Origin of the sequence: Brevibacterium sp. UCMA 11752, assembly GCF_021532235.1 — a bacterium.
Classification (GTDB): Bacteria; Actinomycetota; Actinomycetes; order Actinomycetales; family Brevibacteriaceae; genus Brevibacterium; species Brevibacterium antiquum.
The window spans coordinates 731,250-751,803 of the sequence record NZ_JACBOS010000003.1; the positions used below are offsets into that span (position 1 = coordinate 731,250).

18 protein-coding genes are annotated in these 20,554 nt (G+C 62.4%); 11 read left to right on the forward strand and 7 right to left on the reverse strand.

Features of this window, described 5'->3' with window-relative positions; genetic code table 11:
• Positions 1–36 precede the first annotated feature (36 nt).
• The 8 genes from HU144_RS03290 (at position 37) to HU144_RS03325 (ending at position 7,654) form a co-directional block, all read left to right on the forward strand.
• Positions 37–690 carry a GntR family transcriptional regulator gene (locus HU144_RS03290; RefSeq protein ID WP_235350125.1) on the forward strand — a complete coding sequence of 218 codons (654 nt, stop codon included), beginning with the start codon at positions 37–39 and terminating at the stop codon, positions 688–690.
• 122 nt (positions 691–812) lie between these two features.
• On the forward strand, positions 813–1,766 hold the full coding sequence (locus HU144_RS03295) for an alpha/beta hydrolase family esterase (protein WP_235350126.1): 954 nt from the start codon (positions 813–815) through the stop codon (positions 1,764–1,766).
• 58 nt (positions 1,767–1,824) lie between these two features.
• Positions 1,825–2,571 carry a FadR/GntR family transcriptional regulator gene (locus tag HU144_RS03300; protein WP_235350127.1) on the forward strand — a complete coding sequence of 249 codons (747 nt, stop codon included), beginning with the start codon at positions 1,825–1,827 and terminating at the stop codon, positions 2,569–2,571.
• Positions 2,568–3,416: a creatininase family protein gene (locus tag HU144_RS03305; protein ID WP_235350128.1), complete on the forward strand. Its 849-nt coding sequence runs from the start codon at positions 2,568–2,570 to the stop codon at positions 3,414–3,416. The genes HU144_RS03300 and HU144_RS03305 overlap by 4 nt, the downstream gene beginning before the upstream one ends.
• Positions 3,417–3,578: 162 nt before the next feature.
• Positions 3,579–5,111 (forward strand): AbgT family transporter, encoded by a 1,533-nt coding sequence (locus HU144_RS03310; protein ID WP_235350129.1) that lies wholly within the window; start codon positions 3,579–3,581, stop codon positions 5,109–5,111.
• 403 nt (positions 5,112–5,514) lie between these two features.
• Positions 5,515–6,132, forward strand: a complete 618-nt coding sequence (locus HU144_RS03315) for a DUF6230 family protein (RefSeq protein ID WP_235350130.1) — start codon at positions 5,515–5,517, stop codon at positions 6,130–6,132.
• On the forward strand, positions 6,132–6,812 hold the full coding sequence (locus tag HU144_RS03320) for a DUF6114 domain-containing protein (RefSeq protein ID WP_235350131.1): 681 nt from the start codon (positions 6,132–6,134) through the stop codon (positions 6,810–6,812). The genes HU144_RS03315 and HU144_RS03320 overlap by 1 nt, the downstream gene beginning before the upstream one ends.
• The gene (locus tag HU144_RS03325) at positions 6,809–7,654 is read left to right on the forward strand and encodes a hypothetical protein (protein ID WP_235350132.1); all 846 of its coding nucleotides are present in this window, start codon (positions 6,809–6,811) and stop codon (positions 7,652–7,654) included. Before HU144_RS03320 ends, HU144_RS03325 begins: the two co-directional genes overlap by 4 nt.
• A 147-nt stretch (positions 7,655–7,801) precedes the next feature.
• Here HU144_RS03325 and HU144_RS03330 read toward each other — a convergent pair whose 3' ends face one another.
• The 3 genes from HU144_RS03330 to HU144_RS03340 form a co-directional block, all read right to left on the reverse strand.
• The gene (locus HU144_RS03330) at positions 7,802–9,547 is read right to left on the reverse strand and encodes an alanine/glycine:cation symporter family protein (RefSeq protein WP_235352650.1); all 1,746 of its coding nucleotides are present in this window, start codon (positions 9,545–9,547) and stop codon (positions 7,802–7,804) included.
• A gap of 159 nt (positions 9,548–9,706) precedes the next feature.
• Complete coding sequence (locus HU144_RS03335) at positions 9,707–10,459, reverse strand: type 1 glutamine amidotransferase (RefSeq protein ID WP_235350133.1); 753 nt, start codon at positions 10,457–10,459, stop codon at positions 9,707–9,709.
• 292 nt (positions 10,460–10,751) lie between these two features.
• The gene (locus HU144_RS03340) at positions 10,752–11,201 is read right to left on the reverse strand and encodes a DUF2871 domain-containing protein (RefSeq protein ID WP_235350134.1); all 450 of its coding nucleotides are present in this window, start codon (positions 11,199–11,201) and stop codon (positions 10,752–10,754) included.
• 145 nt (positions 11,202–11,346) lie between these two features.
• On the opposite strand from HU144_RS03340, the gene HU144_RS03345 reads away from it, so the two are divergent.
• The gene (locus HU144_RS03345; RefSeq protein WP_235345373.1) at positions 11,347–11,832 is read left to right on the forward strand and encodes a hypothetical protein; all 486 of its coding nucleotides are present in this window, start codon (positions 11,347–11,349) and stop codon (positions 11,830–11,832) included.
• Positions 11,833–11,918: 86 nt separating this feature from the next.
• Here HU144_RS03345 and HU144_RS03350 read toward each other — a convergent pair whose 3' ends face one another.
• Positions 11,919–13,298 carry an 8-oxoguanine deaminase gene (locus HU144_RS03350; protein ID WP_235352651.1) on the reverse strand — a complete coding sequence of 460 codons (1,380 nt, stop codon included), beginning with the start codon at positions 13,296–13,298 and terminating at the stop codon, positions 11,919–11,921.
• Between the two features lie 567 nt (positions 13,299–13,865).
• On the opposite strand from HU144_RS03350, the gene HU144_RS03355 reads away from it, so the two are divergent.
• Complete coding sequence (locus tag HU144_RS03355) at positions 13,866–15,461, forward strand: nucleobase:cation symporter-2 family protein (protein WP_235350135.1); 1,596 nt, start codon at positions 13,866–13,868, stop codon at positions 15,459–15,461.
• A gap of 117 nt (positions 15,462–15,578) precedes the next feature.
• Here the strand turns inward: HU144_RS03355 and HU144_RS03360 are convergent, their stop codons facing one another.
• The 3 genes from HU144_RS03360 to HU144_RS03370 form a co-directional block, all read right to left on the reverse strand.
• The gene (locus HU144_RS03360; RefSeq protein WP_235350136.1) at positions 15,579–17,747 is read right to left on the reverse strand and encodes an HNH endonuclease signature motif containing protein; all 2,169 of its coding nucleotides are present in this window, start codon (positions 17,745–17,747) and stop codon (positions 15,579–15,581) included.
• A 156-nt stretch (positions 17,748–17,903) separates the two neighbouring features.
• A complete protein-coding gene (locus tag HU144_RS03365; RefSeq protein WP_235350137.1) occupies positions 17,904–18,581 on the reverse strand; it encodes an HAD family hydrolase in 678 nt (225 codons plus the stop codon).
• Positions 18,582–18,734: 153 nt separating this feature from the next.
• Complete coding sequence (locus HU144_RS03370; protein ID WP_235350138.1) at positions 18,735–19,484, reverse strand: M50 family metallopeptidase; 750 nt, start codon at positions 19,482–19,484, stop codon at positions 18,735–18,737.
• Positions 19,485–19,769: 285 nt separating this feature from the next.
• Between HU144_RS03370 and HU144_RS03375 the strand changes: the two genes are divergently transcribed.
• Complete coding sequence (locus tag HU144_RS03375) at positions 19,770–20,450, forward strand: LysE family translocator (RefSeq protein WP_235350139.1); 681 nt, start codon at positions 19,770–19,772, stop codon at positions 20,448–20,450.
• Positions 20,451–20,554 lie beyond the last annotated feature (104 nt).

Consider the following 20,554-nt stretch of genomic DNA (forward strand, 5'->3'; position numbering starts at 1 on the left):
AGCCAACCCAGCCGCGAGAACCCAGAGAGGTCGAGAGTGCCGATTCCCACGAATGCGCCGATCCCCCAGCGAAGGCTGCTGCGCGATGACGTCTATCGTTCGATCCGCGATGCCATCGTTCGAGGCCAGCTGGCGCCCGGGGAACAGCTGCGCGACCAGGAGCTGGGCGCATGGCTGCAGGTCTCGCGCACTCCCGTCCGCGAGGCTCTTCAGCGCCTGGGGCAGGCCGGATTGGTCGTCGCCGAGCCGGGGCGCATGACCCGCGTGGCACCAGAGAATCCCGAGGCAGTCATCCACGCCCGCCAGATCGCAGCTCAGCTGCACGCTCTAGCCATGAGCCTCGCATTCCCGCACCTCAACGCATCCGATGTCTCCGAAATGGAAGCCGCCAACGAAGAGCTGAGATCAGCCCTGCGCAATGCCGATATCGACGCGGCCATCACCGCCGATGATGCATTCCATGAGGTCGCCCTGGCTCGCAGCGGCAATCCGCTCATTCCCGATCATCTTGAGGTCGTCACGGCGACACTGCGGCGAGCCGAATACCTGCATTTCGACTCCGTCAAGGGATCCGCCTCGCCCGAGCAGCACGCGGAGATCGTTGCCGCCGTCCGCGCCGACGACGCCGACCGGGCCATGGCGCTCACGTGCGAGAACTGGTCAACACTCACCAGCCACAGGGCCGACTGAGCCCACCTGCTGACCCGACCGCGACAGTGCGCGCTCGAAATAATTCATCAAGTGATTAGATGACTCGTGTATTGTATTGCCCACGATCACCGACGATCAAAGGAAGAACATTGCATTCGACGATGAAACGCACACGGCCCATCAGCCTGGTCCTGGCCCTCGTGTTCGGCCTGGCACTTGCACTCACACCGCGAACCGCCGCCGCTTCCCCGCCCAGCCAAGTCGAGAGTCGGCCCTCGGCGGGGTGCGGGGTCGAGAAGAAGTCTGGGAACGACCAGGGCACGATCACCTCGGCGGGCGACGAACGAACCTACCGAGTCAACATCCCCCGCGACTACGACTTCACTGACCCGCTGCCGCTGATCCTCGGCTTCCACGGCAGGGGCTCCGACGGAGCGGAGTTTCAGAACTACACCGGACTCCCCGAACTGCCTGCCATCACGGTCTTCCCCGATGGCATCGCTGAGGACGGAAAACGTGCCTGGCAGGGCGCGCCGTACGCCAGCGGAGCCGACGACGTGCGCTTCGTCGCCGATCTGCTGGATTCGATCGAGAGCGAATACTGCATCGATCTCGATCGCGTCTTCGCAACCGGAAAGTCCAACGGCGGTGGGATGGTCTCGGTCCTCGCCTGCCAGCTGCGGGACAGATTCTCCGCCTTCGCCACCGTCGCCGGTGCCTACTACCCGCAGTCCTTCGCGGGATGTGACTACTCCGAGCCGACGCCGATGCTCTCCATCCACGGCACCGGCGACGCCACCATGCACTACGAGGGAGGCGAGCGCCAAGGTGAGACCTATCCGGCAGTGCGAACCTGGCTGGAGCCGTGGACAGAGGCCGCAGGGTGCACGGGTTCGAAAGACAGGAAGGTCGGCAAGAAGGGCGAGAAGGTCGTGCGCACCCAGTGGCAGAACTGCCAGGACGGAACCGATGTCGAACTCTATTCTGTTGCCGACGGCGGGCACGTCTGGCCAGGTGAAACCATGTACAGCGGAGGCGGTTATGTCACCGAGCACTTCTCCGCCACAGAGACGATATGGACCTTCTTCGAGAGTCACCCACGCATCGATGAGTGACCCTTGACACTCGATTCACTAAGTGATTAGATGACTTAAACACTTGAAGGAGAGTGCCATGACAGCACCCATCGGACTCGTCGAACGTCTCACTCGTGAGATCGTCGAGACCATTCGCTCACAGAATCTGCAACCCGGCCAGACCCTGCCCTCGGCCAAAGCTCTGGCTGAACGCTTCGAGGTCACAGTCCCCACCGTCCGCGAGGCTCTGCGCCGCCTCGAGGCCACCGGATCGGTCGAACTCAAGCACGGTTCCGGGACCTATGTGCGGGAGGCGATCAACCGTCGGATCCTCGACAACCCGCACTATGTGCCCGTCGACCTCGCCGCCGCCATCGAGCTGCTCGATGCGCGCATCGCCATCGAACCCGGCATCGCGGAACTTGCGGCGAGCGTCCAAGGCAAGGATGCCGTGCAGACGATGGAGACCGCGGTCGACAATGCTCTGCAGCTGCACACCGAGGTGCCTGCGGGGCACTTCCACGTGGAGCTGGCCAAGGCCTCGGGGAACCGGGCCCTGCACGAGATGCTCGTCTCGCTGCTGGCCATCCACTCCCGCACTCAGCAGGCGGCTCGGTTCACCTACGACCGCCTCCGCGACCACGATGAGCACGCCGACATCCTCGATGCCATCAAGCGCGGCGACGGACTCGAAGCCTCACATCGGACCCGCAAGCATCTCGAGAGCATCAGGGCCGCCGTCCTCGCCGATTGGTCGGAACGCACCGACGCTGAGGGGGCCACGGCCGCCGAGTCCCTCGCGGCGACCGAATCGCCCGCACTCACCGAAGGAACCGAACAGTGACTCGTCAGAGCGTGACCGAGATCCGACCACAGGTGCGCACGTACGGGCAGTTGACCTCGCTCGAGGTCGAAGTCGCGAAGGAGGACAACGCTCTCCTCATCCTGCCGGTCGGTGCCTGCGAGCAGCACGGCGACGGACTCCCCCTGAGCACCGACAGCATCCGAGCCGACCATGTGGCCATGGCAGTAGCCGAAGAACTGGCAGCGGCCAAAGAACCAGCAGTGGCCGAAGATCTGGTCGGCGGTAAGAGAACCGCGCCTGGCCGGGCGTTCGTCCTCCCGAGCATCGACTACGGAGTGTCTCCTCATCACGGGAATCTGCCCGGCACGGTCAGCCTCGATCCGCGGACCTTCGTCGACATCGTCACCACGGTCGCCGGCCAGCTCTGCGACTCCGGTTTCACCCGCATCCTGGTGATCACCGGCCACGGGGGCAATATCGCCGCTCTCGGCGTCGCCCAACAGGTGCTGCTGAGCTCCCACCCGAATCTCGCGTTCGCCTACTCACCGGTCAGCGGCCTGGCCACCGAGACCACCGCTGCACTGCCCCGCACCGAAGTCAGCGGGCATTCCGGGGAATCAGAGACCTCGCAGATGCTGGCCATCGATGACCTCCTCGTCGACTCCGCCCATCTGAGCGCCGGAGCCACAGCTCTCGACGACCTGTCTCCGCGGGCGCGACTGACCCGGACCAAATCGCCGTCGAGTGCCGTCACCTTCGACCAATACTCCGACAACGGGGTCCTCGGGGATCCACGGACCGCCACGGCCGCGGCCGGGCAGGACATCCTCGGCGAGGTCATCTCTTCACTTGTCGCCTACTCCCGGGAGATGCTGCGCCTATGACAGCCCTCGCCGCCTGATCTCGGCGCTCGTCTGCCCCAACAGACTTCCGCCTCCGCCACATCTTCCCCATCTCAGTCCCACCTCTCTGACCAATGGAGTTCACGGGTAGCGCCGAGTCGTGCCCAAAGGCTCCTTCATCACCTGGACACACAGGAGCCAGCCATGGAAACGACCACCACAGACAAGCCCACTCAGGAACGACTCCCGGGCGTCATCCGATTCCTCAACGTCATCGAGAACGTCGGCAACCGACTCCCGCACCCGTTCTGGCTGTTCTGGATCCTGGCAGGAATCCTCGCCGTCCTCAGCCTCGTCCTGGCCTCCATGGGAGTCGGGGTCAACGACCCCGGCACCGGGGAATGGACACCGGTGAACAACCTGCTCAGCGGTGACGGGATCGCGATGGCGGTGAGCACCTCGCTCGATGCCTACCAGTCCTTCCCACCGCTGATCACGATCATGGTCGTCATCATGGGCGTGGCTCTGGCCGAGCGCACCGGACTCCTGTCCACGGCGATGAAGGTCTCGATCGCGAGGGTCCCAGCATCCCTCATCGTCTTCACCGTCGCGTTCATGGGAACGGTCTCCCACGTTGCTTCGGCCGCGGCCTACGTCATCCTCGTCCCGCTCGGCGGCATGGTGTTCAAGGCGGTCGGCCGCTCCCCCGTCCTCGGCGTCATCGTCGCGTACACCTCGATCGCCTCGGGATATGACGCCAGCCCGATCCCGACTCCCAATGATGCGATCTTCGCGGGAATCACCTCGGCGGCGGCCCACATCATCGATCCCGACTATCTGGTCACCCCGATCGGCAACTGGTACTTCAACATCGCCAGCTCAATCCTGTTGGCCATCGTCATCACCATCGTCACCGAGCTCGTGCTTACGAAGCGGCAGAACCTCGAGGCCGACGAGGACGCCGAACACGAAGACCTCGTCATCACGGACAGGGAACGCTCGGCCCTGCGGTACTCGATGTTCGCAGTGATCGCGATGCTCCTCTTCGTCGTCGTCCTGGTGGTCCCGGACAATGCTCCCCTGCGCGGAGACGGCCCCATCGGAGAGTCACCGTTCCTGACCGGCATCGCGTTCATCATCGCCATGCTCTTCGGTGTCGGCGGCATGGTCTACGGGTTCCGTGAGGGCGCGATCGAGAAATTCGCCGACGTCCCCAAGCTCATGAGCCAGGGCATCGTGTCCATGGCCCCGGTCCTCGTCCTGTTCTTCGCGATCGCGCAGTTCCTCGAGTACTTCGAGTGGACGAACATCGGCATGCTGGTTTCCGTGTCGAGCTCGGAACTGTTCACCGGCCTCGGACTGCCCACATGGGTCATCTTCATCCTCGTGCTGCTCGTCCTCTCCGTCGTCAACGTCCTCATCACCTCCGGATCGGCCATGTGGGCGATCATGGCCCCGGTCATCGTGCCGATGCTCATGCTCCTCGACGTTCCGCCTGAGACCTCGCAGGCGATCTTCCGCATCGCCGATTCGGGCTCGACTGCGATCACCCCGATGAGCCCCTACTTCATCCTTGCCCTCGGCTTCATGCAGCGTTATCAGAAGTCCGCCGGCATCGGCACCCTTGCCTCCCACACCCTGCCGCTGGCGGTGTGCATGACGATCATGTGGAGCCTGCTCTTCTTCCTCTGGTGGGGCCTGGGCATCCCGCTGGGCCCTGACGCTCCGGTGCGGTGATGCGTCATCACGCCATCCGCACCTGCCCTGGCCGCGGATCCCATTGAGACCAGTGCTGTTGTTGCGAAGGTGCACTGCGGCGGCGCTCGGGCACCGAACATCATCGCAGCGCGCGAAACACCGCGGACGACATTCGCTCGCCACTCGTCTACAGGTTGGCCTGCGCAATGGTTCCCTGAAATGGGTTCATCTGCTGGTGAGGCCCCTTGTTTCTGATCTCAGCACCGATAGCACAAGGGGCGTTTCCACCGGCGATGTCCGAAGAACGTCGAAGAAAGTTATTGACTCGACACAATCGACCGATATACTCGTCGGTAATACCCCGCAGTAACATACATCACAACGCGACGAGATACGTCACGATGCGATGCTGACATAGCTGTCGGCATCCGGAGGAGGATCAATGAAGTTCCCAAAGCTCGCCAGCAGCATCAGCGCGGTCGGCAAATCCCACGCAGGGCGGATCGCTTTGGTAGCGATTCCTACCGGCGTTGTCTCCGCCATCCTGATGGGCGGGGTTGCTCAGGGTGCAGTACCTGTTTCATTCGCCATATCGGGAAGCCAGTTCAAGATCAGCTCCACACAGCTCGAGGGAACAGATTTCTCCCAGTACAGCGGGTTCGCCAAGGACGCAGAGGGTGCAAAGCACTCCGTCGTGACCGCCAACATCGGCAACGCCACGCTCGAAAATCTCTGCCAGTCTGCAGTCGCGGACACCCCGATGGGCAAGGTGGGCGTTCTCATCAAGGCTGGCGGAAAAGGCGAGCCGGCATCGGCCAAGAACCTTCAGATCGGCATGACGGGACTCAAGGGCGACGCCGAGTTCAAGAACATCCGCATCGGCGTGGACGCTTCCGACGTCAACACCAAGGAAAAAGGGTCCAAGGGTGACTTCGCCCAGGACGCCGACACGGTCTCGATCAAGGACTTGAAACAGGACTCGTGGAGCACCACGGCCTCGGTGTTCACCCTGAAGGACATGGAGCTGAAGCTCACTGACGGATCCGAGAAGTGCTTCTGATGAAGGAGGCCGCAATCCACGATCAGCAGACCGACAAGCAGGAGAGCGCCGAGCAGCGAACGAGCCTGCTCGCGCTATCCCGCCGGTCGCGCCGCAACAGTGAACGCGAGGAGGCCAAGCCCGAATCGACCGTTGAGACGGCCGAATTCGACGCTGCAACAGCCGGTCGCGTGGAGGCCGGTCGTGACGATGCCAGTCGTGAGAATGCGGCGCGCGAGGGAGCCGGTCGCGAGGATGCCCCAAAGCGTCACCGCTTCCGGAACTGGCGTCGGCAGCGCCCCTTCATCGGCGGTGTGCTGGCCGTGCTCGGAGGAATCGAGCTTTTCTTCTCCGGGCAGCTCGACACAGGCAACCTGCAGGTCCAGTTCGGCATCGAAGGGTTGCAGGCCACGGTCATTCCGATCGCTCTCGTGGTGCTCGGGCTCTTGGCGATCTTCAAGCCCACGCATCACGTGTTCTACGGGATCATCGCCCTCGTTCTTGCTGTCTACTCACTCATCGGGGTCAACCTCGGTGGGTTCATCCTCGGTATGCTGCTGTCCTCCATCGGATCGATCCTCGTGGTCGCCTGGATGGGACCTCGGGCGCCGAAGTCCGACGCTCAAGGCTCGGACGCTCAGGCACCAGCTGCCGGGCGGAGGGAAGACACTCAATCCGCAGGTGAAGAGGGCGCTGCATGAAGGCGCCCAGCCGCCGCACGGTGTCGCTCTTGGCGGCAGCTGCCCTCATCGTCCCCTCGGCTGTGGGAGTGACAGCGGCAGCTCCCGCTCAGTCTTCGCCGCTGTGCACTCCGCTGCTCGGATGTGATAGTTCGGATTCGACTGAGCCGGGCCCGGATGAGAAGAAGCCCAAAGCACCGATCTCTCCGGAGATTCCTGTGAAGCCGAAGACCCCGGAATCGCCGGGGCCCACGGACGAACCGACAGAGACGCCTACAGACGGACCGTCCGAGACACCTACGGACGAACCGACTGAGACGCCGACGGATGAACCGACGACGGAGCCCACCGATCCTGGTGGGTTGGGAGTCAAAGACCCGGACGAGAAGTCGGATGAAGAGCTCAACGGCGACTTCCCGAAGGATGCGCAGCTCGATGAGAAGGCTCCGATCTTCACGAAGACTCCCGCGGCAATGGGCTCTGAATCACTGTCCTTCAAGGGGCTCAAAGGGATCTCGTTCGCCGCTGTCCCCACGGCCGACGGCGGAAAGATCACCACGCTGAAGATCCAAGCCGAGGAGATCAAGATCTCCGGGTTCTCGCTGACGGTGCGACCGCCCGAGGAGAAAGAGGGCCTGTTGACCCTGGCCGATACGATGACGCTCAATGGCGATGTGACGGTGTACATCGGTTCGATCACCGCCACGACGAAGAACGGCGACTCACTGACTTTGGGTCCCGAGACGCCGCCGACCATGGACGATGTCGAACCAGGACTCCTGCGAGTCACGATGGGATTGGTCGGTTCCACAGCCGATTCGATCACCTACTCGAACACAGACCAGGAGCTCAAGGAAGCCTGATACACCTGCGTCGACTCGTTCGTCGCAGGCGCGTCACCCAACAGAGGCCCGTCGTTTCCCAGCATTGCGTACTGCTGGGAAACGACGGGCCTCTTCGGTGCGAGGATATTGGTGTCGGGATACGCGGAACTTTTCAGCTGCCGTTCTTCAGCTGCCCTTCTGGGCACGCTCCAGCTTCTTCGCCTTGAGGGAGTCCCGGACCTCACGCAGCTTGTCGCGCTTTCGCCGGCGGCCCGCCTCAGCGGCTCTGATCTGATCGGCTGTCGGCTCATGATCGCCCATGCCGACCTGCAGCTCTTCGGGAGTGATCTCCCGCATCACACCGGCGTCGATCTTCTTCCGCAGGCGCAGAATCTCAAGCCGCAGGATCCGCGACAGGAAGTAGAGTCCCAGCAGGTTGGGGAAGGCCATGAGGAAGAAGATCGCGTCGGAGAACGCGATGACGGACTCAAGCGACATCGAGGCGCCGACGATCACTGCCAGGATCCAGAAGACTTGGTAGGCCTTGTCTGCCTTCTTCGAGTTCCCCGTCAGGTACCCCAGGGCCTGTTGGCCGTAGTACCCGTAGGCGAGGATCGTTGAGAAGGCGAAGAGGACCACGCAGATCGTCAGCAGGATGGGGAACCAGCCGGCCACCGTGCCGAACGCTTCGGAGGTCAGTCCGATCCCGTCCTCGGATGTCGACTCGTAGAGTCCTGTGGTGATGATCGCCAGGGAGGTCAGGGTGCAGATGATGACGGAGTCGATGAGCGGCTCCCACATCGCCACGAAGCCCTCGGTCGCGGGTTTCGTCGTCTTCGATGCGGCATGGGCCATACCGGCCGAGCCGACGCCTGCCGCATTTGAGAACAGGGCACGCTGGATGCCGACGATGGCGACGCCGATGAGTCCCCCGGTCACCCCGTCGGGGCTGAATGCCCCGGTGAACATCAGCACGAATGCGTGCGGGATCTCGCTGGCATTCATGGTCAGGATGACGACGACGCTGAGGAAGTAGAGGATCGCCATCATCGGGGTGAGCTTCGAGGTCCACTGCCCGATCTTCTTGATTCCGCCGAGGATGACCAGGGCCGTCAGTGCTGCGATGACTGCGCCGATGAGCCACAGCTTGTCGTCGAAGAAACTGTTCTCACCGCCGGTGGCCTTGACGAGGATCGACGCCGCCTGGTTGGCCTGGAACAGGTTGCCCGCACCGATCACACCGATGACGGTGGTCGCGGCGTAGAAGACTGCGAGGAACTTGCCGAGCTTAGGCCGCCCGATCTCGGCCAGCCCGTCTCGCAGGTAGTACATGGGTCCACCAGAGACAGTGCCGTCGGCGTGGATCTTGCGGTATTTCACCCCGAGCGTGGCTTCAGCCATCTTCACCGACATAGCGAAGAATCCGAAGATGATGATCCAGAGGGCAGCACCCGGCCCGCCGATGGTGATCGCGACGGCTACACCGGCGATATTGCCGAGTCCCACAGTGCCGGAGAGCTCTGTGGCGAGCGCCTGGAAGCTCGAGACCTGACCAGGATCGGTCTTGCGGGTGAAGCGTCCGCGGATGATTCCGAGTGAATACTTCAGCCCCCTGACCGGCTGGAACCTCAGGTAAATGGTCAGGAAGACCGCGGCCGCCATGAGCCAGACGACGATGAGGGGTATACCGAGCCCGCCGATGTTGAGTTCGAAGAACACGATGTTGCTGAAGGCCTGTGCAATCGGGCCGAAGAACGATTCGATCGCCTGGTCGACACCGGAGGCGGCGGTGATGTCGGAGGCGGTGATGTCTGCAGTCGCAGAAATATCGGCGGCTGGTGAGGTGGGGGTCATCCGATCTGCGCTGATCGGAAGGGCATCCAGGACATCGGTGTCGTGGATCTGGGCAGAGTTTTCAATTATGGGATTCATTCTCACGGGCGCTTGCTAGCGATTCGTCCGGAGGATCGGTCCGGCACCGGCGCCTGAAGACAACCTAGCAAGAACGCCGCAAGCTGTCAGCTGATATTCAGCTTTCAACGAGGCCTAGGCCACTGTGCCGTTTCAGAAATCACCGCGCTCTTCCACAATTCACTGCCGTCCGCGCAGGAAGTGAACGAAGCTGTGCGCAAGTGTCTGGTTGATCCGGATCAGATCGGCGTCCGCCTCGGCTACCTCCGTCTTGATGGACTCGTTGGTTTTGCCGTCGGGCAGCCGCAGCGGGTCCGAGCTCAGCCACTGCTGAACCTGCGCGGCGTCGGATTCGGGATGGAACTGTGTCCCCCACGCGAATTCCCCTGCCCGGTAACCCTGGATCGGAGCATCGGACCCGGTGACCAGGAGTTCACCGCCGTCCGGCAGCTCCATCTCCTCCTGGTGAAAGAGGACGGCCGGAAATGTCTCCCCTGCAATTGCGCAGAACACTGGATCCTCCTCACCCGCCGAGGTGGTATGCAGATTGTAGATCCCGATCTGCGGGTGGTCCCGGCGGATGATCGTCGCCGAGGTGGCCGCGGCCAGGAGCTCCCCGCCGAGGCAGATGTTGAAGCTCGGGAACTCCCCCGCCGCCGATCGCTGCAACAGGTCCCTGACCTGGGGCAGCCATGGATTGACGGTGTCCTCGAGTGGCCCGGCAGACCCGCCGAGGACGAGAAGAGCGTCATAGCTGCCACTATCAGCGGAGCCGACAGGCGCAGGCGAGCCGTCGAGAGCGGAAGGAATATCATCGCCGAGGTAGGGACGAAGGACAACCACCTCGGCGCCAGCTTCGGTCAGCCACTCGCCGAACCTCTTCGGGCCAGCGCCGCTCTCGTGTTCGATGACCAGGATTCTCACTTCGCTCATGCCGCCATTGTCACCGATGCGAACCGGCGCCGTCGACAGGGTCTCGAAACCGAGACTGCCTTGAAGCCGACACTGGTTTGAAGCCGACAAGGTCTCGAATCCGACACTGCATTGGAACCGACACTGCGTTGACGCCGACAGAGCCGTGAGTATGTCACCGTGACACATAGGCACACGAAACTGGGCCCGTACTCAACGATGACGTCGTTGAACACGGGCCCCGTCACCACCTCGGCGGCGGTGTTTGAGTGGTTATTCCGAATTGAGATCTGAACTGAGATCCGAGGGGTGGTCAGCCGGCGATTGACCGGGCTGTGGCCGTGGTGACGGCCTTGTCGTCGACGATGGCCTTGCGCAGTGACAGGAAGAGCAGAACCATGCCGACGGAGAGTGCGATGTGTCCGAGTCCGGCGATGCCGGAGATCATGGCGCTGGACTCCTGGCCGAGGACGGTGAGCATGCCGTGCCAGACCATGGTGCCTGAAGTGAGGATGATGCCGGCGTTGTAGGTCCAGAAGAACCAGGAGAACATCTTGGTGCCCGAGAGGCCGAAGACCTTGTCGAGGACGAGGACGATGAGCAGGACGATGAAGCCGAGCGTGAGCAGATGGGTGTGGACGACGCTGAGCTGGGTGAAGCCTCCTTCTGGGAAATCGTTGGCCTTGGTGAACTCCCGGTAGAACAGGCCGGAGAGGACGCCGATGATCATGTATGCGAATGCCGCGTTGAATATCTTCTTCATGCTTCTACTTCATCAAGATCCGGCATTCGAATCCTGACCCAGAGGATTGAACTCTTATCCCAACTTTTGATTGATGTTCGGCCTCACACGGCCAAAACCTCCTGTTTCACGGAGCTTCGGGGCGTTCGGAGGTTAGCCTGAAAGCATGTCCATGGAGAATCTGTTCGCAAAGATCGACCGCATCGCTGGTGGCAGCAAGGCAGGACTCATCGTTCCTGCCGAAGGCCTCGCCCACCCGAAGACGAAGCGCGCATTCGCCTGGATCACAGGGCTGCTCGCCTTCGAGCTGGTCCTCGGCGTCGGGGCGGTCGTCTTCGCTGTCATCATCGCCCGCGCGGGCGAACCCGTGCCGTTCGCAGTCTGGATGCGTACCGTCGTCGTTCTCGGAATGACCGCCACCCTGTTCTACTTCTTCTGGCGCTCGACGAAGGGCTATTACTGGGGCTACCAGCGACTGCGCCTCTTCGCCCAGATCTTCCCGGTGATCACCCTCGTCATGGCGGCCATCCCCGGCCTCTATCCGGTCTGGATGATCACCGAGCAGATCGTCTTCAGCCTCATCATGATCGGCGTCGGTGATTTCCTCACCAGCGATCATATGCGCGAAGTGTTCCGGAAGCCCGAGAGCTGAGGTTGTGGGTGGGCTGGGGCGGGCTGGGTTGAGCTCGGGCCGTGGGCTGGGGCGGGCTGGGCTGAGAGCGGGCCGTGGGCTGGGTCTCAGCCGGCCACGAGCTTGCGCGCCTCCTCCTGGTGGGCCGCGATGAGCGCTTCCTTGTCGAGCTGCACCCCGTTGCTGCCGATCGCGTTGCCGTCGAGCACGCGCCACTGACCGGCGACCATGACTCTGTCCGCCTTCTCCGCTCCGCAGAGCACGAGGGCAGGAATCGGATCGTGTGAGCCGGAGAAGGCAAGACCGTCGAGGCGGAACATCGCCAGATCCGCCTGCTTGCCGACCTCGATCCGACCGATGTCATCACGGCCCAGCGCCGCCGCGGATCCGCGAGTGGCCCAGTCGAGCACGCGGGCGCAGGTGACATCAACCGAGCCGTAGCGCAGGCGCTGGATGTAGAGTGCCTGCCGGACTTCACGGATGAGGTTCGAGGCATCGTTCGACGCCGAGCCGTCGACGCCGAGGCCGACGTTGACACCGGCGTCCTCGAGCTCGACAGCTCGAGCGATGCCCGAGGCCAGGCGCATGTTCGACGTCGGGCAGTGCGCCACGGAGGCACCGGCCTCGCCGAGGCGGGTGATCTCATCCGTATCGAAGTGGACACCGTGGGCCAGCCACGATCGGTCACTCAACCACCCCACGGACTCGAGATAGTCGACGGTGCGCAGCCCGAATCGTTCCCGGCAGAACTCCTCTTCGTCGAGGGTCTCTGCAAGGTGCGTATGGAGTCGGACGTCGAGTTCCTCGGCGAGGATCGCGCTGTCGCGCATGAGTTCGGTGGTCACGGAGAAGGGCGAGCAGGGGGCGAATCCGATCTGCACCTGCGCCCCGGCACCTCGTTCGTGATAGGCCTCGACGAGGCGGCGGGAGTCGGCAAGGATGACGTCGGCATCCTGCACGGTCTGCTGCGGCGGCAGCCCGCCGTCCTTTTCGCCCAGGGACATGGACCCGCGGGTGAGCATGGCGCGCATGCCGAGCTTCCTGGTCACCTCGACTTGGATGTCGATCGCATCGTCCATTCCGGTCGGGAACAGATAGTGGTGGTCGGCGGCTGTCGTGCACCCGGATTCGAGGAGTTCGGCCATGGCCACAGTCGTGGCCAGCTCGAGGGCCTTCGGCGTCAGTCGGGCCCAAACCGGGTAGAGATTGGTCAGCCACCCGAAGAGTGGCAGGTCCGCCACGGGAGCCCACGCTCGTGTCAGGGTCTGGTAGAAGTGATGGTGGGTGTTGATGAGCCCCGGAGTGATGACATGCGCACTCGCATCGACCACCTCGGCGACGGACTGCGCTCCTCCGGTGGGGTCTCCACCTGCGGGAACAAGTTCGACGATCGTCCCGGACTGTGTGTCCACGACGATTCCGCCGGAAGCAAGAGACGGATCCGTGTCGCGGCCGAGGTGGACGGCCATGGGATTGCGCAGCCACATGGTGGAGCCATTCGCAGCGCCGGCTGTTCGGGTGCTGGCTGCCGGGTTGCCAGCTGCAGTCGTACTGGGTATTGGGGATTCAATACCTGTGGTCATATCTGCCGCCTTTCAGTGCTGATTCGGCCGAAACATCACATCGACCGTTGTGCGGCGACACGACTGGGGGCGAATCGCCGCCAGCTCAGGTTTCTCGGCGTCTGCTGCTCCGCCGTCCGGTGAAGATGCACGGGACGCAGGTCCGCGAGTGAGTTCTGCACTCGAGGTGATACCGCGCTCTGTCCCCTAGCTCCAGGCTCTACCGCCTAGCTCCAGGTGCTGCACCTCAGGTGGGACTTATTTGTCCTCCGAGGCATCCACCGGCAAGACTGCACTCTAGCATGTGCGGCAGATCACGAAATGAGTTTGCCATCCTTTCACCATTCACCTAGCATTTTGCGATAAGGAAATATACTTTCACATCTTGGAAGTATTCAAACGGATCCCTCACATTCAGTCGACCACCCGAATCGCCCATTCAGGCGAGGGCCCCGAGGCTGTTACTCAGGGAAGAACTCAACGGAGAGATAGATGTCGACATCAAAGCAGGCGCCCAAGGATTCCCGGGCAGAAGCGGCCCGTCCGGAGGATGAACGGCTTCCGGTCGGCACCTCATTCGCCTACGGTCTTCAGCACGTTCTGACCATGTACGGCGGCATCATCGCTGTCCCCCTGATCATCGGCAAGGCCGCCGGTCTCGATGGTGCCGGAATCAGCGTGCTGATCGCATCATGCCTGTTCGTGGGCGGATTGGCCACGATTCTGCAGTCGTTCGGCGTTCCGTTCTTCGGCTCACAACTGCCGCTGGTCCAGGGAGTGTCATTTGCCGGCGTCGCCACCATGACCTCGATCCTCGCGGGAGGCGAAGGGCTCCCGGAGGTCTTCGGCGCGGTCCTGGTCGCCTCGGTGATCGGCCTCATCGTCGCCCCCGGCTTCGCGCTCATCGTGAAGTTCTTCCCTCCAGTCGTCACCGGCACCGTCATCACGACGATCGGCTTGTCCCTCATGCCAGTGGCCGCAGGTTGGGCCATGGGCGGAAACGCAGAGGCACCCGATTACGGCAGCGGTCGCAATATCCTCATCGCTGTCGGTACCCTTGCCGTCGTCCTCATACTCAGCCGAATCCCCGTGGCCGCGATCTCCCGCCTGTCCATCCTTCTGGCAATCGTGGTCGGAACAGTCATCTGCCTCATCTTCGGCTGGGCCGACTTCTCTCACGTGCTCGATCGGGGCATCTTCGCGTTCCCCGAACCGTTTGCCTTCGGAATGCCGACCTTCTCTGCCGCGGCGATCATCTCGATGTTCATCGTCATCATCGTCACCTTCGCAGAGACCACTGCCGACATCATCGCGGTGGGCGAAATCGTCAAGACCAAGGTCGACTCCAAGCGGATCTCCAATGGCCTGCGCGCGGACATGCTGTCCTCGGCAGTGTCACCGATCTTCAACTCCTTCACCCAGTCAGCCTTCGCCCAGAACGTCGGACTTGTGGCGATCACCGGGGTGAAGTCTCGTTTCGTGGTCACAGCCGGCGGTGTCATTCTCGTCGTCCTCGGCCTGCTCCCGGTCATGGGAGGAGTCGTTGCCGCGATTCCCTCCCCCGTCCTCGGCGGCGCAGGCATCGTCCTCTTCGGCACCGTGGCTGCTTCGGGCATCCGCACCCTGTCGAAGGTCGAGTACGAGGGCAACCTCAATATGATCCTGGTGGCGGTGTCCTTGGCGTTCGGCATCATTCCGGTCGTCCAGCCCGACTTCTACAACTCCTTCCCCTCGTGGGTCGGAATCATCCTGCACTCGGGAATCTCCTCGGCCACTCTCATGGCCGTGCTGCTCAACCTGGTCTTCAACCACATCGGCGTGAAAAACAAGGACCGCACCGAACGTTCGGTCTTCGTTGCAGGCACCGGCCGAGTCATCCGCAGGGACGAGCTCGAGCGACTCATCAATCATGAGGCGCTGCTCGCCGAGGGCGACACAGTCAAGGACGGGAAGATCGTCGACTGCAACGGCGAAGAAGTTCCTGTCGTCTCGGAGCAGCAGCACGAAAAGGTCGTGGAAGCGATCAAGAAGGGCGAGGCGCAGACTCAAGACGATATACGTCGAGTGATCAGAGAAACCGAAGACTGACGCTCTCCGACTGAGCAGGCGGTTCCGTCCAGAGATTTCGCCGAGACCCTCAGTCCCAGCCGTCGGTGGTGGTGCATGCGCGCCCACCACCGGCGGCTTTCTATTGGGACCGGATGTTCAGAATGGCGGTGGACCACCGGCGTCCCAGATCCATTCGTTGTCCTTCGCGCGGTCGTTGAGCATTGAGGTGTTCTTCACCCACCCGGCCTGACCGTCGGCGGCAGGTGGCCCCGGACATTCCTGAGAGATTCGCTTGTCGCCATGCCACGGCTCATCTGCCGCACGTCTTTTCGTCTTCGGTGGATCAGATGTGCGGGCAGCCTGTCGCTGCATCTCATCGAACACCTTCGCATGGGCGGCATTGATCGGATGGTCTCCAGCCGCCACCTCGGTTCTCATTCCGTGTCGAAAGACGTACTGCAGGAATCCTGCGCGGTTCATGCGAACCGAGTATTTGCGATCAGTTTTCGCCTGATGATGCAGTTTGCACAGCGGGTGGAGATTGCCGAATCGGGTCAGCCCGCCCTCTGCCGGATGATCATGGTCGAAGGGCACGATGTGGTCGATCTCTGTGCTCTCTGCCCTGCGTGTGCAACCGGGAATCGTGCAGGCCTGCCATTTGGCAATCAAAGTCTGACGGACATTCTCGGGTATTTGGTAGGTCGTAGCCTTGGCATCGACCGGTGTGCCGCTGGCAGGGTCTGTGAGAATCCGCGTCCAGGACTTCGCATGTCTGGCGACGCGACGCGCAGTTTCTGCTGGGATCGGTGAGCCGTCGGAGAACGTGCCAGGAAGTTCTGAGGAATCAGCGAGTGTGAGGAAGGGGACTGTGGTGATCATCTTGGCCTGCGAGCCCAGCCACTGCTCGTGAGTGGGCATCGTGAGAACGACTTCCACTCTGTTCGCCTCTTCGTTGGCTTCCGAACTGGATCCGCTGGCGCTGGCAGTGGCCGCGCTGGCAGTGGCCGCGCTGGCCGTGGCGCTGGCGTCACCAGCCTCGGTGATACGTTCGTTCACGGCGTCGATGACAGAAGCCGGGCTCAGCGGCTGCTCAGCGGGCACTTCGAGAGGAATGTCGCGTGTTGACGTCTCCCCCGTCGTCGTATCGGTCGCAGTGACCTGAATGCTGAGCTGGGGGATGGTTCGCGTGAGAATGTCGAACATGAGTGCGTCAATTCCCCGGTCATCGTCGATCTCGGTGCCCGGCGCCAATTGGTCGCTGAAGGCCGCGATGTTCCCGGACCGTATCGCTCGCGCAAAGGCCGCTATTCGCAGATAGCAGGCCTGAAGTTCGGGCGCTGGTCCAGCCAACGTGAGGAACGCCGTTCCATCGGCGGTCGTCGTTATATCGACACGTCGACGTTTGCTCGCCTCTTCCACACGTTCCTCGAGAGGTTCGACGACTGCGATCTTCATGCCCAAAGACTTCTTGAAGGTCTCGAGCGTGATGTCCGCACGACGATCCGCAAGGTAATCGTCGATGAGAGGGAGGTTCTCGAACTTGATGTCCCTGCAGGCATGAGCAGTGGCATGGACGTGTTCGATCGTGAACTCACCGGCGAGGCAGCGCGCAAAGAACTTGGGCAAGCCATGCAAGAGAATCATCGCCGAGGTTATCTGCGAATATGCCCGCGCGGTCGTCGTCCCCAGAACTGTCGTGAACTCCGCGATGTCTTCGGCCTGGGAGACTTCGTGAACCCAGCCGTAGAATGTTTGGTCCAGCCTGAATCGAGGAGAGGACGGGAGTTGCTTCCTGCCCTTCTTGGGGCTCTTACCCTTCTCGGAGTTCTTTGACTTCACCGCTTCAGAAGAGCGGCGGTCACGCTGGAACCGGCGAACGGTCTCGGCTATCGTCGCGTGAGCATAAGGCTGCCCAGGATGAGGATTGTAGAGGCGCAGATTCTCTACGGTTTCGTTGAAGAAGAGTTCAGCAGAGACGTCCAGTGCCGACAGCTGCGCCTGATCGCTCGCGGCGAATACTTTCGCAGCGTCAGCAAATGGTGAATCCGCATCAATGCGGAGGCGGCGAGAGGAATTTGTCGGTCCGCGGGCCTCTCCGCCAGCATCAGCACCTGTATCGGCGCCAGCACCCGTACCCGTATCGGTATCGGCGCTGGCGGTAGATGCCGGACCAGTCTCGTCGCGCGAAGCAGGCCCATTGGAGTTTGAAGTCGCATTGGGCTGAGGCTTCTCAGCGGAATGAGAGGTTCCAGCAGAATGTGAGGTTCCATCGGAGTCACGAGCAGGTTCGGAACCGGTGCTGTCGGATTCGGAGGGGAACTTCACTGGTGGTCACCTGATCTTCACGTCGATGTGAGTGCCTACCTCAATTCTAGTCGTGATCGTCAGTGATTAACATCACGATTCGATAACAAATGACAGTTTAGTTCGATCTTTATTCGAGCATTAAGCCATGATGAACGTGATAGAGAAGAGCACACCTCAGCGCAAGAGCAGTCCCGGCAACTGCTCCATCGCGGTGAAGATCTCATGGGCTCCCACGCCTTCGAGCGCCTCGGGCTTCTGATGGACTGGCGAGTCGGGGCAGAAACCGAGCACGTGTGCGCCAGCCGCAACGCCTGCTGTCACGCCGGTCGGCGAATCCTCGATCACTGCTGTCTCCACAGGATCGACGCCGAGAGCATCGGCGGCCGCCAGATACACGTCCGGCGCCGGCTTCGACTGAGGCAGCTCCATTCCGGAGAAGATCCGACCGTCGAAGACGTCGAAGAGCCCGATCCTCTGCAGCTGCAGGTTGATCTTGGGGCGGTCAGCGCTCGACGCGCACGCGAGCCGACCGGGGTAAGCCGCGTCAAGGGCGCGGACAGCCTCGGCGACTCCCGGTATTGCTTCCAATGAAGCCTCGAGAGCATCATTGCGACGCCCACGGAACACACTCAGCCACTCAGCATCGATACGGAAACCGGAATGCTCCTCGATGACGTCCACCTCGTCGCGGAGCATCTTCCCGACGAACCGGGACACACATTCCTCGCGCGAGATCTGCCACCCCAGCTCATTGAGCATTTCCCAGAGAACTGTGTTCGTAAGGCGCTCAGAATCGACGAGCACCCCGTCGCAGTCGAACAGCACAGCAGCATACTTCGGGCTCGGATTCATACTCCGATTCTGCCATCCGGCACTGACCCGACTGCCCCCGGCCCTGGGCGCGGGCTGCTTCCAACCCCGACCCAGCTACCGCCACCCCACCCCCGGCCCGACTGCTTCCACCCCAGATCCGAACTGCCCCAAATGACCCTGCGTGACCTCAGATCAGCCGATCGCAATCGTGGACGCCGAGTACAGGATGTATGCGGAGGCGAGCGCGCAGACGATGATGACCAGCGCGAACAGGCTCAGCCAGGCTCCCGCCGGCAGGCTCGAACCCTGGGCGAGGATGTAGGCATCCGACTGTTGGATATGGCGCCTGCGGGTATGGACGCGAAACACCTTGACGAGGTCCTTGAGCGAGCCGATCACCAAGGCCGTTCCCAGGCCGGCGACGAACACGGCGAGCCATTCGATCGGCAGGAATACGACGACGAGCTGCGCGGCCACGGCCGTGACCACTGCGATCATGGCACCAGCGAGGTTCCGGATGAAGATGAGCGCAACCAGAAGAATGAGCGCCCCGACCGACAGCGCCAGCGGCGCCCACCCCTGAGTCGCCGAGGTGATGAGGACCAGTCCGAGGACGCCGGGTGCCGGATATCCCCAGAAACCCGACCACGTCGCCGAGAATCCGACCTTGCCGAAGGAGTTCATCTGGCCGGAATGGTCGAAGTTCAGCGAGATTCCCTTGACGACCCGACCCGTCATCAATGCGGCGAAGGCGTGGCCGAGTTCGTGCACGAAGGTGACGAACATGCCGAAGAATCGCCAGATTCCCGGCGTCAGCGTGACGAGAAGAGGAATGCCGATGACAAGGAGCAGCTGCACGGCATCGGGTTCCAGCCCGTCCTGGCGACCGAACCCGGACGTGATCGCCTCCCACCAGGTTGAAACTCCCTGCTTCAGGTCCATGCACGCACCTCCGTCGTCAATTGCTCACTCATAGCGGCCCAGTCTATGAACCGACCCTGAGTGACGTCCTCAGGGTCCGTTCCGAGAATCCGTACGGGTGCTTCCAAAATCCGTGGGGGTCGGTTCCAAGAGTCCGTACGGGTCCGTTCTCATGGTCGGCTCTCAGTGCGATGCCGGCACCCCAGCAGTGCCAACCTGCGGACCCGCACGGGTCGTCGGTCATGTGATCGAACTCTCCGCGTCGGACCCTTACCTGCGGTTGAGTCGCGACCATAGAATTCTTCTGTGCCGACCACCGACGCTCTTCTCGCCTTTCTCGCCGCAGCCCTCGTCATCATCGTGATTCCCGGGCCGACGGTGCTCTTCGTCGTCGGCCAATCACTCTCCCACGGCAGACGCTCAGGCCTGACGAGCGTGCTCGGCGGCAGCGTCGGCATCATCCCGATCATCGTGGCCGTGGCCTTCGGTGTGGGCACCATCGTCGCCCAATCGGTCGTCATCTTCACGATCGTCAAGATCCTCGGCGCCGGCTACCTCGTCTACTTGGGCGTCCAGGGCATCCGACACCGCAAGGTCGGCAATGAGGTGCCCGAGGACCCATCAACGGCGCTGGAGGCTGAGACCGAAGCGGATTCCTTCATCCCCGCTGGTCGTGAAGTCACCTATCGCTCGATGTTCATGCAGGGCTTCATCGTCGGCATCTCGAACCCGAAGACCATCATCTTCTTCGTCGCGGCTCTCCCCCAGTTCGTTTCGATCGAGGCCGGGCATGTGCCGTTGCAGATGATTGTCCTCGGTCTCCTCTTCCAGGCACTTGCCTTGTTCTCGGACGGATCGTGGGCCTTCATCGCCGGTACCGCGCGCAGCTGGTTCGCTCGCTCGCCGAGGCGGATGTCGCGCATCCGTGGAATCGGCGGCGGCATGCTCATCGGCTTGGGCGGAACGCTGGCCTTCGCCAGCCAGTAGACGGACACCGCTGCGCGGGCTGGTCCGGGTCACCTACTGGTACGAGTCGCTGCCCCCGCTGGTCCGAGTCACCCCTGCTGGTCCGAGTCACCCCTGCTGGTCCG

Bases quoted from the DNA above. Each gene is read 5' to 3' on its own strand.
- HU144_RS03355 (WP_235350135.1), top strand. From the start codon at position 13,866: ATGTCGACATCAAAGCAGGCGCCCAAGGATTCCCGGGCAGAAGCGGCC.
- HU144_RS03345 (WP_235345373.1), top strand. From the start codon at position 11,347: ATGTCCATGGAGAATCTGTTCGCAAAGATCGACCGCATCGCTGGTGGC.
- HU144_RS03315 (WP_235350130.1), top strand. From the start codon at position 5,515: ATGAAGTTCCCAAAGCTCGCCAGCAGCATCAGCGCGGTCGGCAAATCC.
- HU144_RS03295 (WP_235350126.1), top strand. From the start codon at position 813: ATGAAACGCACACGGCCCATCAGCCTGGTCCTGGCCCTCGTGTTCGGC.
- HU144_RS03300 (WP_235350127.1), top strand. From the start codon at position 1,825: ATGACAGCACCCATCGGACTCGTCGAACGTCTCACTCGTGAGATCGTC.
- HU144_RS03330 (WP_235352650.1), bottom strand. From the start codon at position 9,547: ATGAATCCCATAATTGAAAACTCTGCCCAGATCCACGACACCGATGTC.
- HU144_RS03325 (WP_235350132.1), top strand. From the start codon at position 6,809: ATGAAGGCGCCCAGCCGCCGCACGGTGTCGCTCTTGGCGGCAGCTGCC.
- HU144_RS03370 (WP_235350138.1), bottom strand. From the start codon at position 19,484: ATGGACCTGAAGCAGGGAGTTTCAACCTGGTGGGAGGCGATCACGTCC.
- HU144_RS03335 (WP_235350133.1), bottom strand. From the start codon at position 10,459: ATGAGCGAAGTGAGAATCCTGGTCATCGAACACGAGAGCGGCGCTGGC.
- HU144_RS03365 (WP_235350137.1), bottom strand. From the start codon at position 18,581: ATGAATCCGAGCCCGAAGTATGCTGCTGTGCTGTTCGACTGCGACGGG.
- HU144_RS03320 (WP_235350131.1), top strand. From the start codon at position 6,132: ATGAAGGAGGCCGCAATCCACGATCAGCAGACCGACAAGCAGGAGAGC.
- HU144_RS03310 (WP_235350129.1), top strand. From the start codon at position 3,579: ATGGAAACGACCACCACAGACAAGCCCACTCAGGAACGACTCCCGGGC.
- HU144_RS03340 (WP_235350134.1), bottom strand. From the start codon at position 11,201: ATGAAGAAGATATTCAACGCGGCATTCGCATACATGATCATCGGCGTC.
- HU144_RS03350 (WP_235352651.1), bottom strand. From the start codon at position 13,298: ATGTGGCTGCGCAATCCCATGGCCGTCCACCTCGGCCGCGACACGGAT.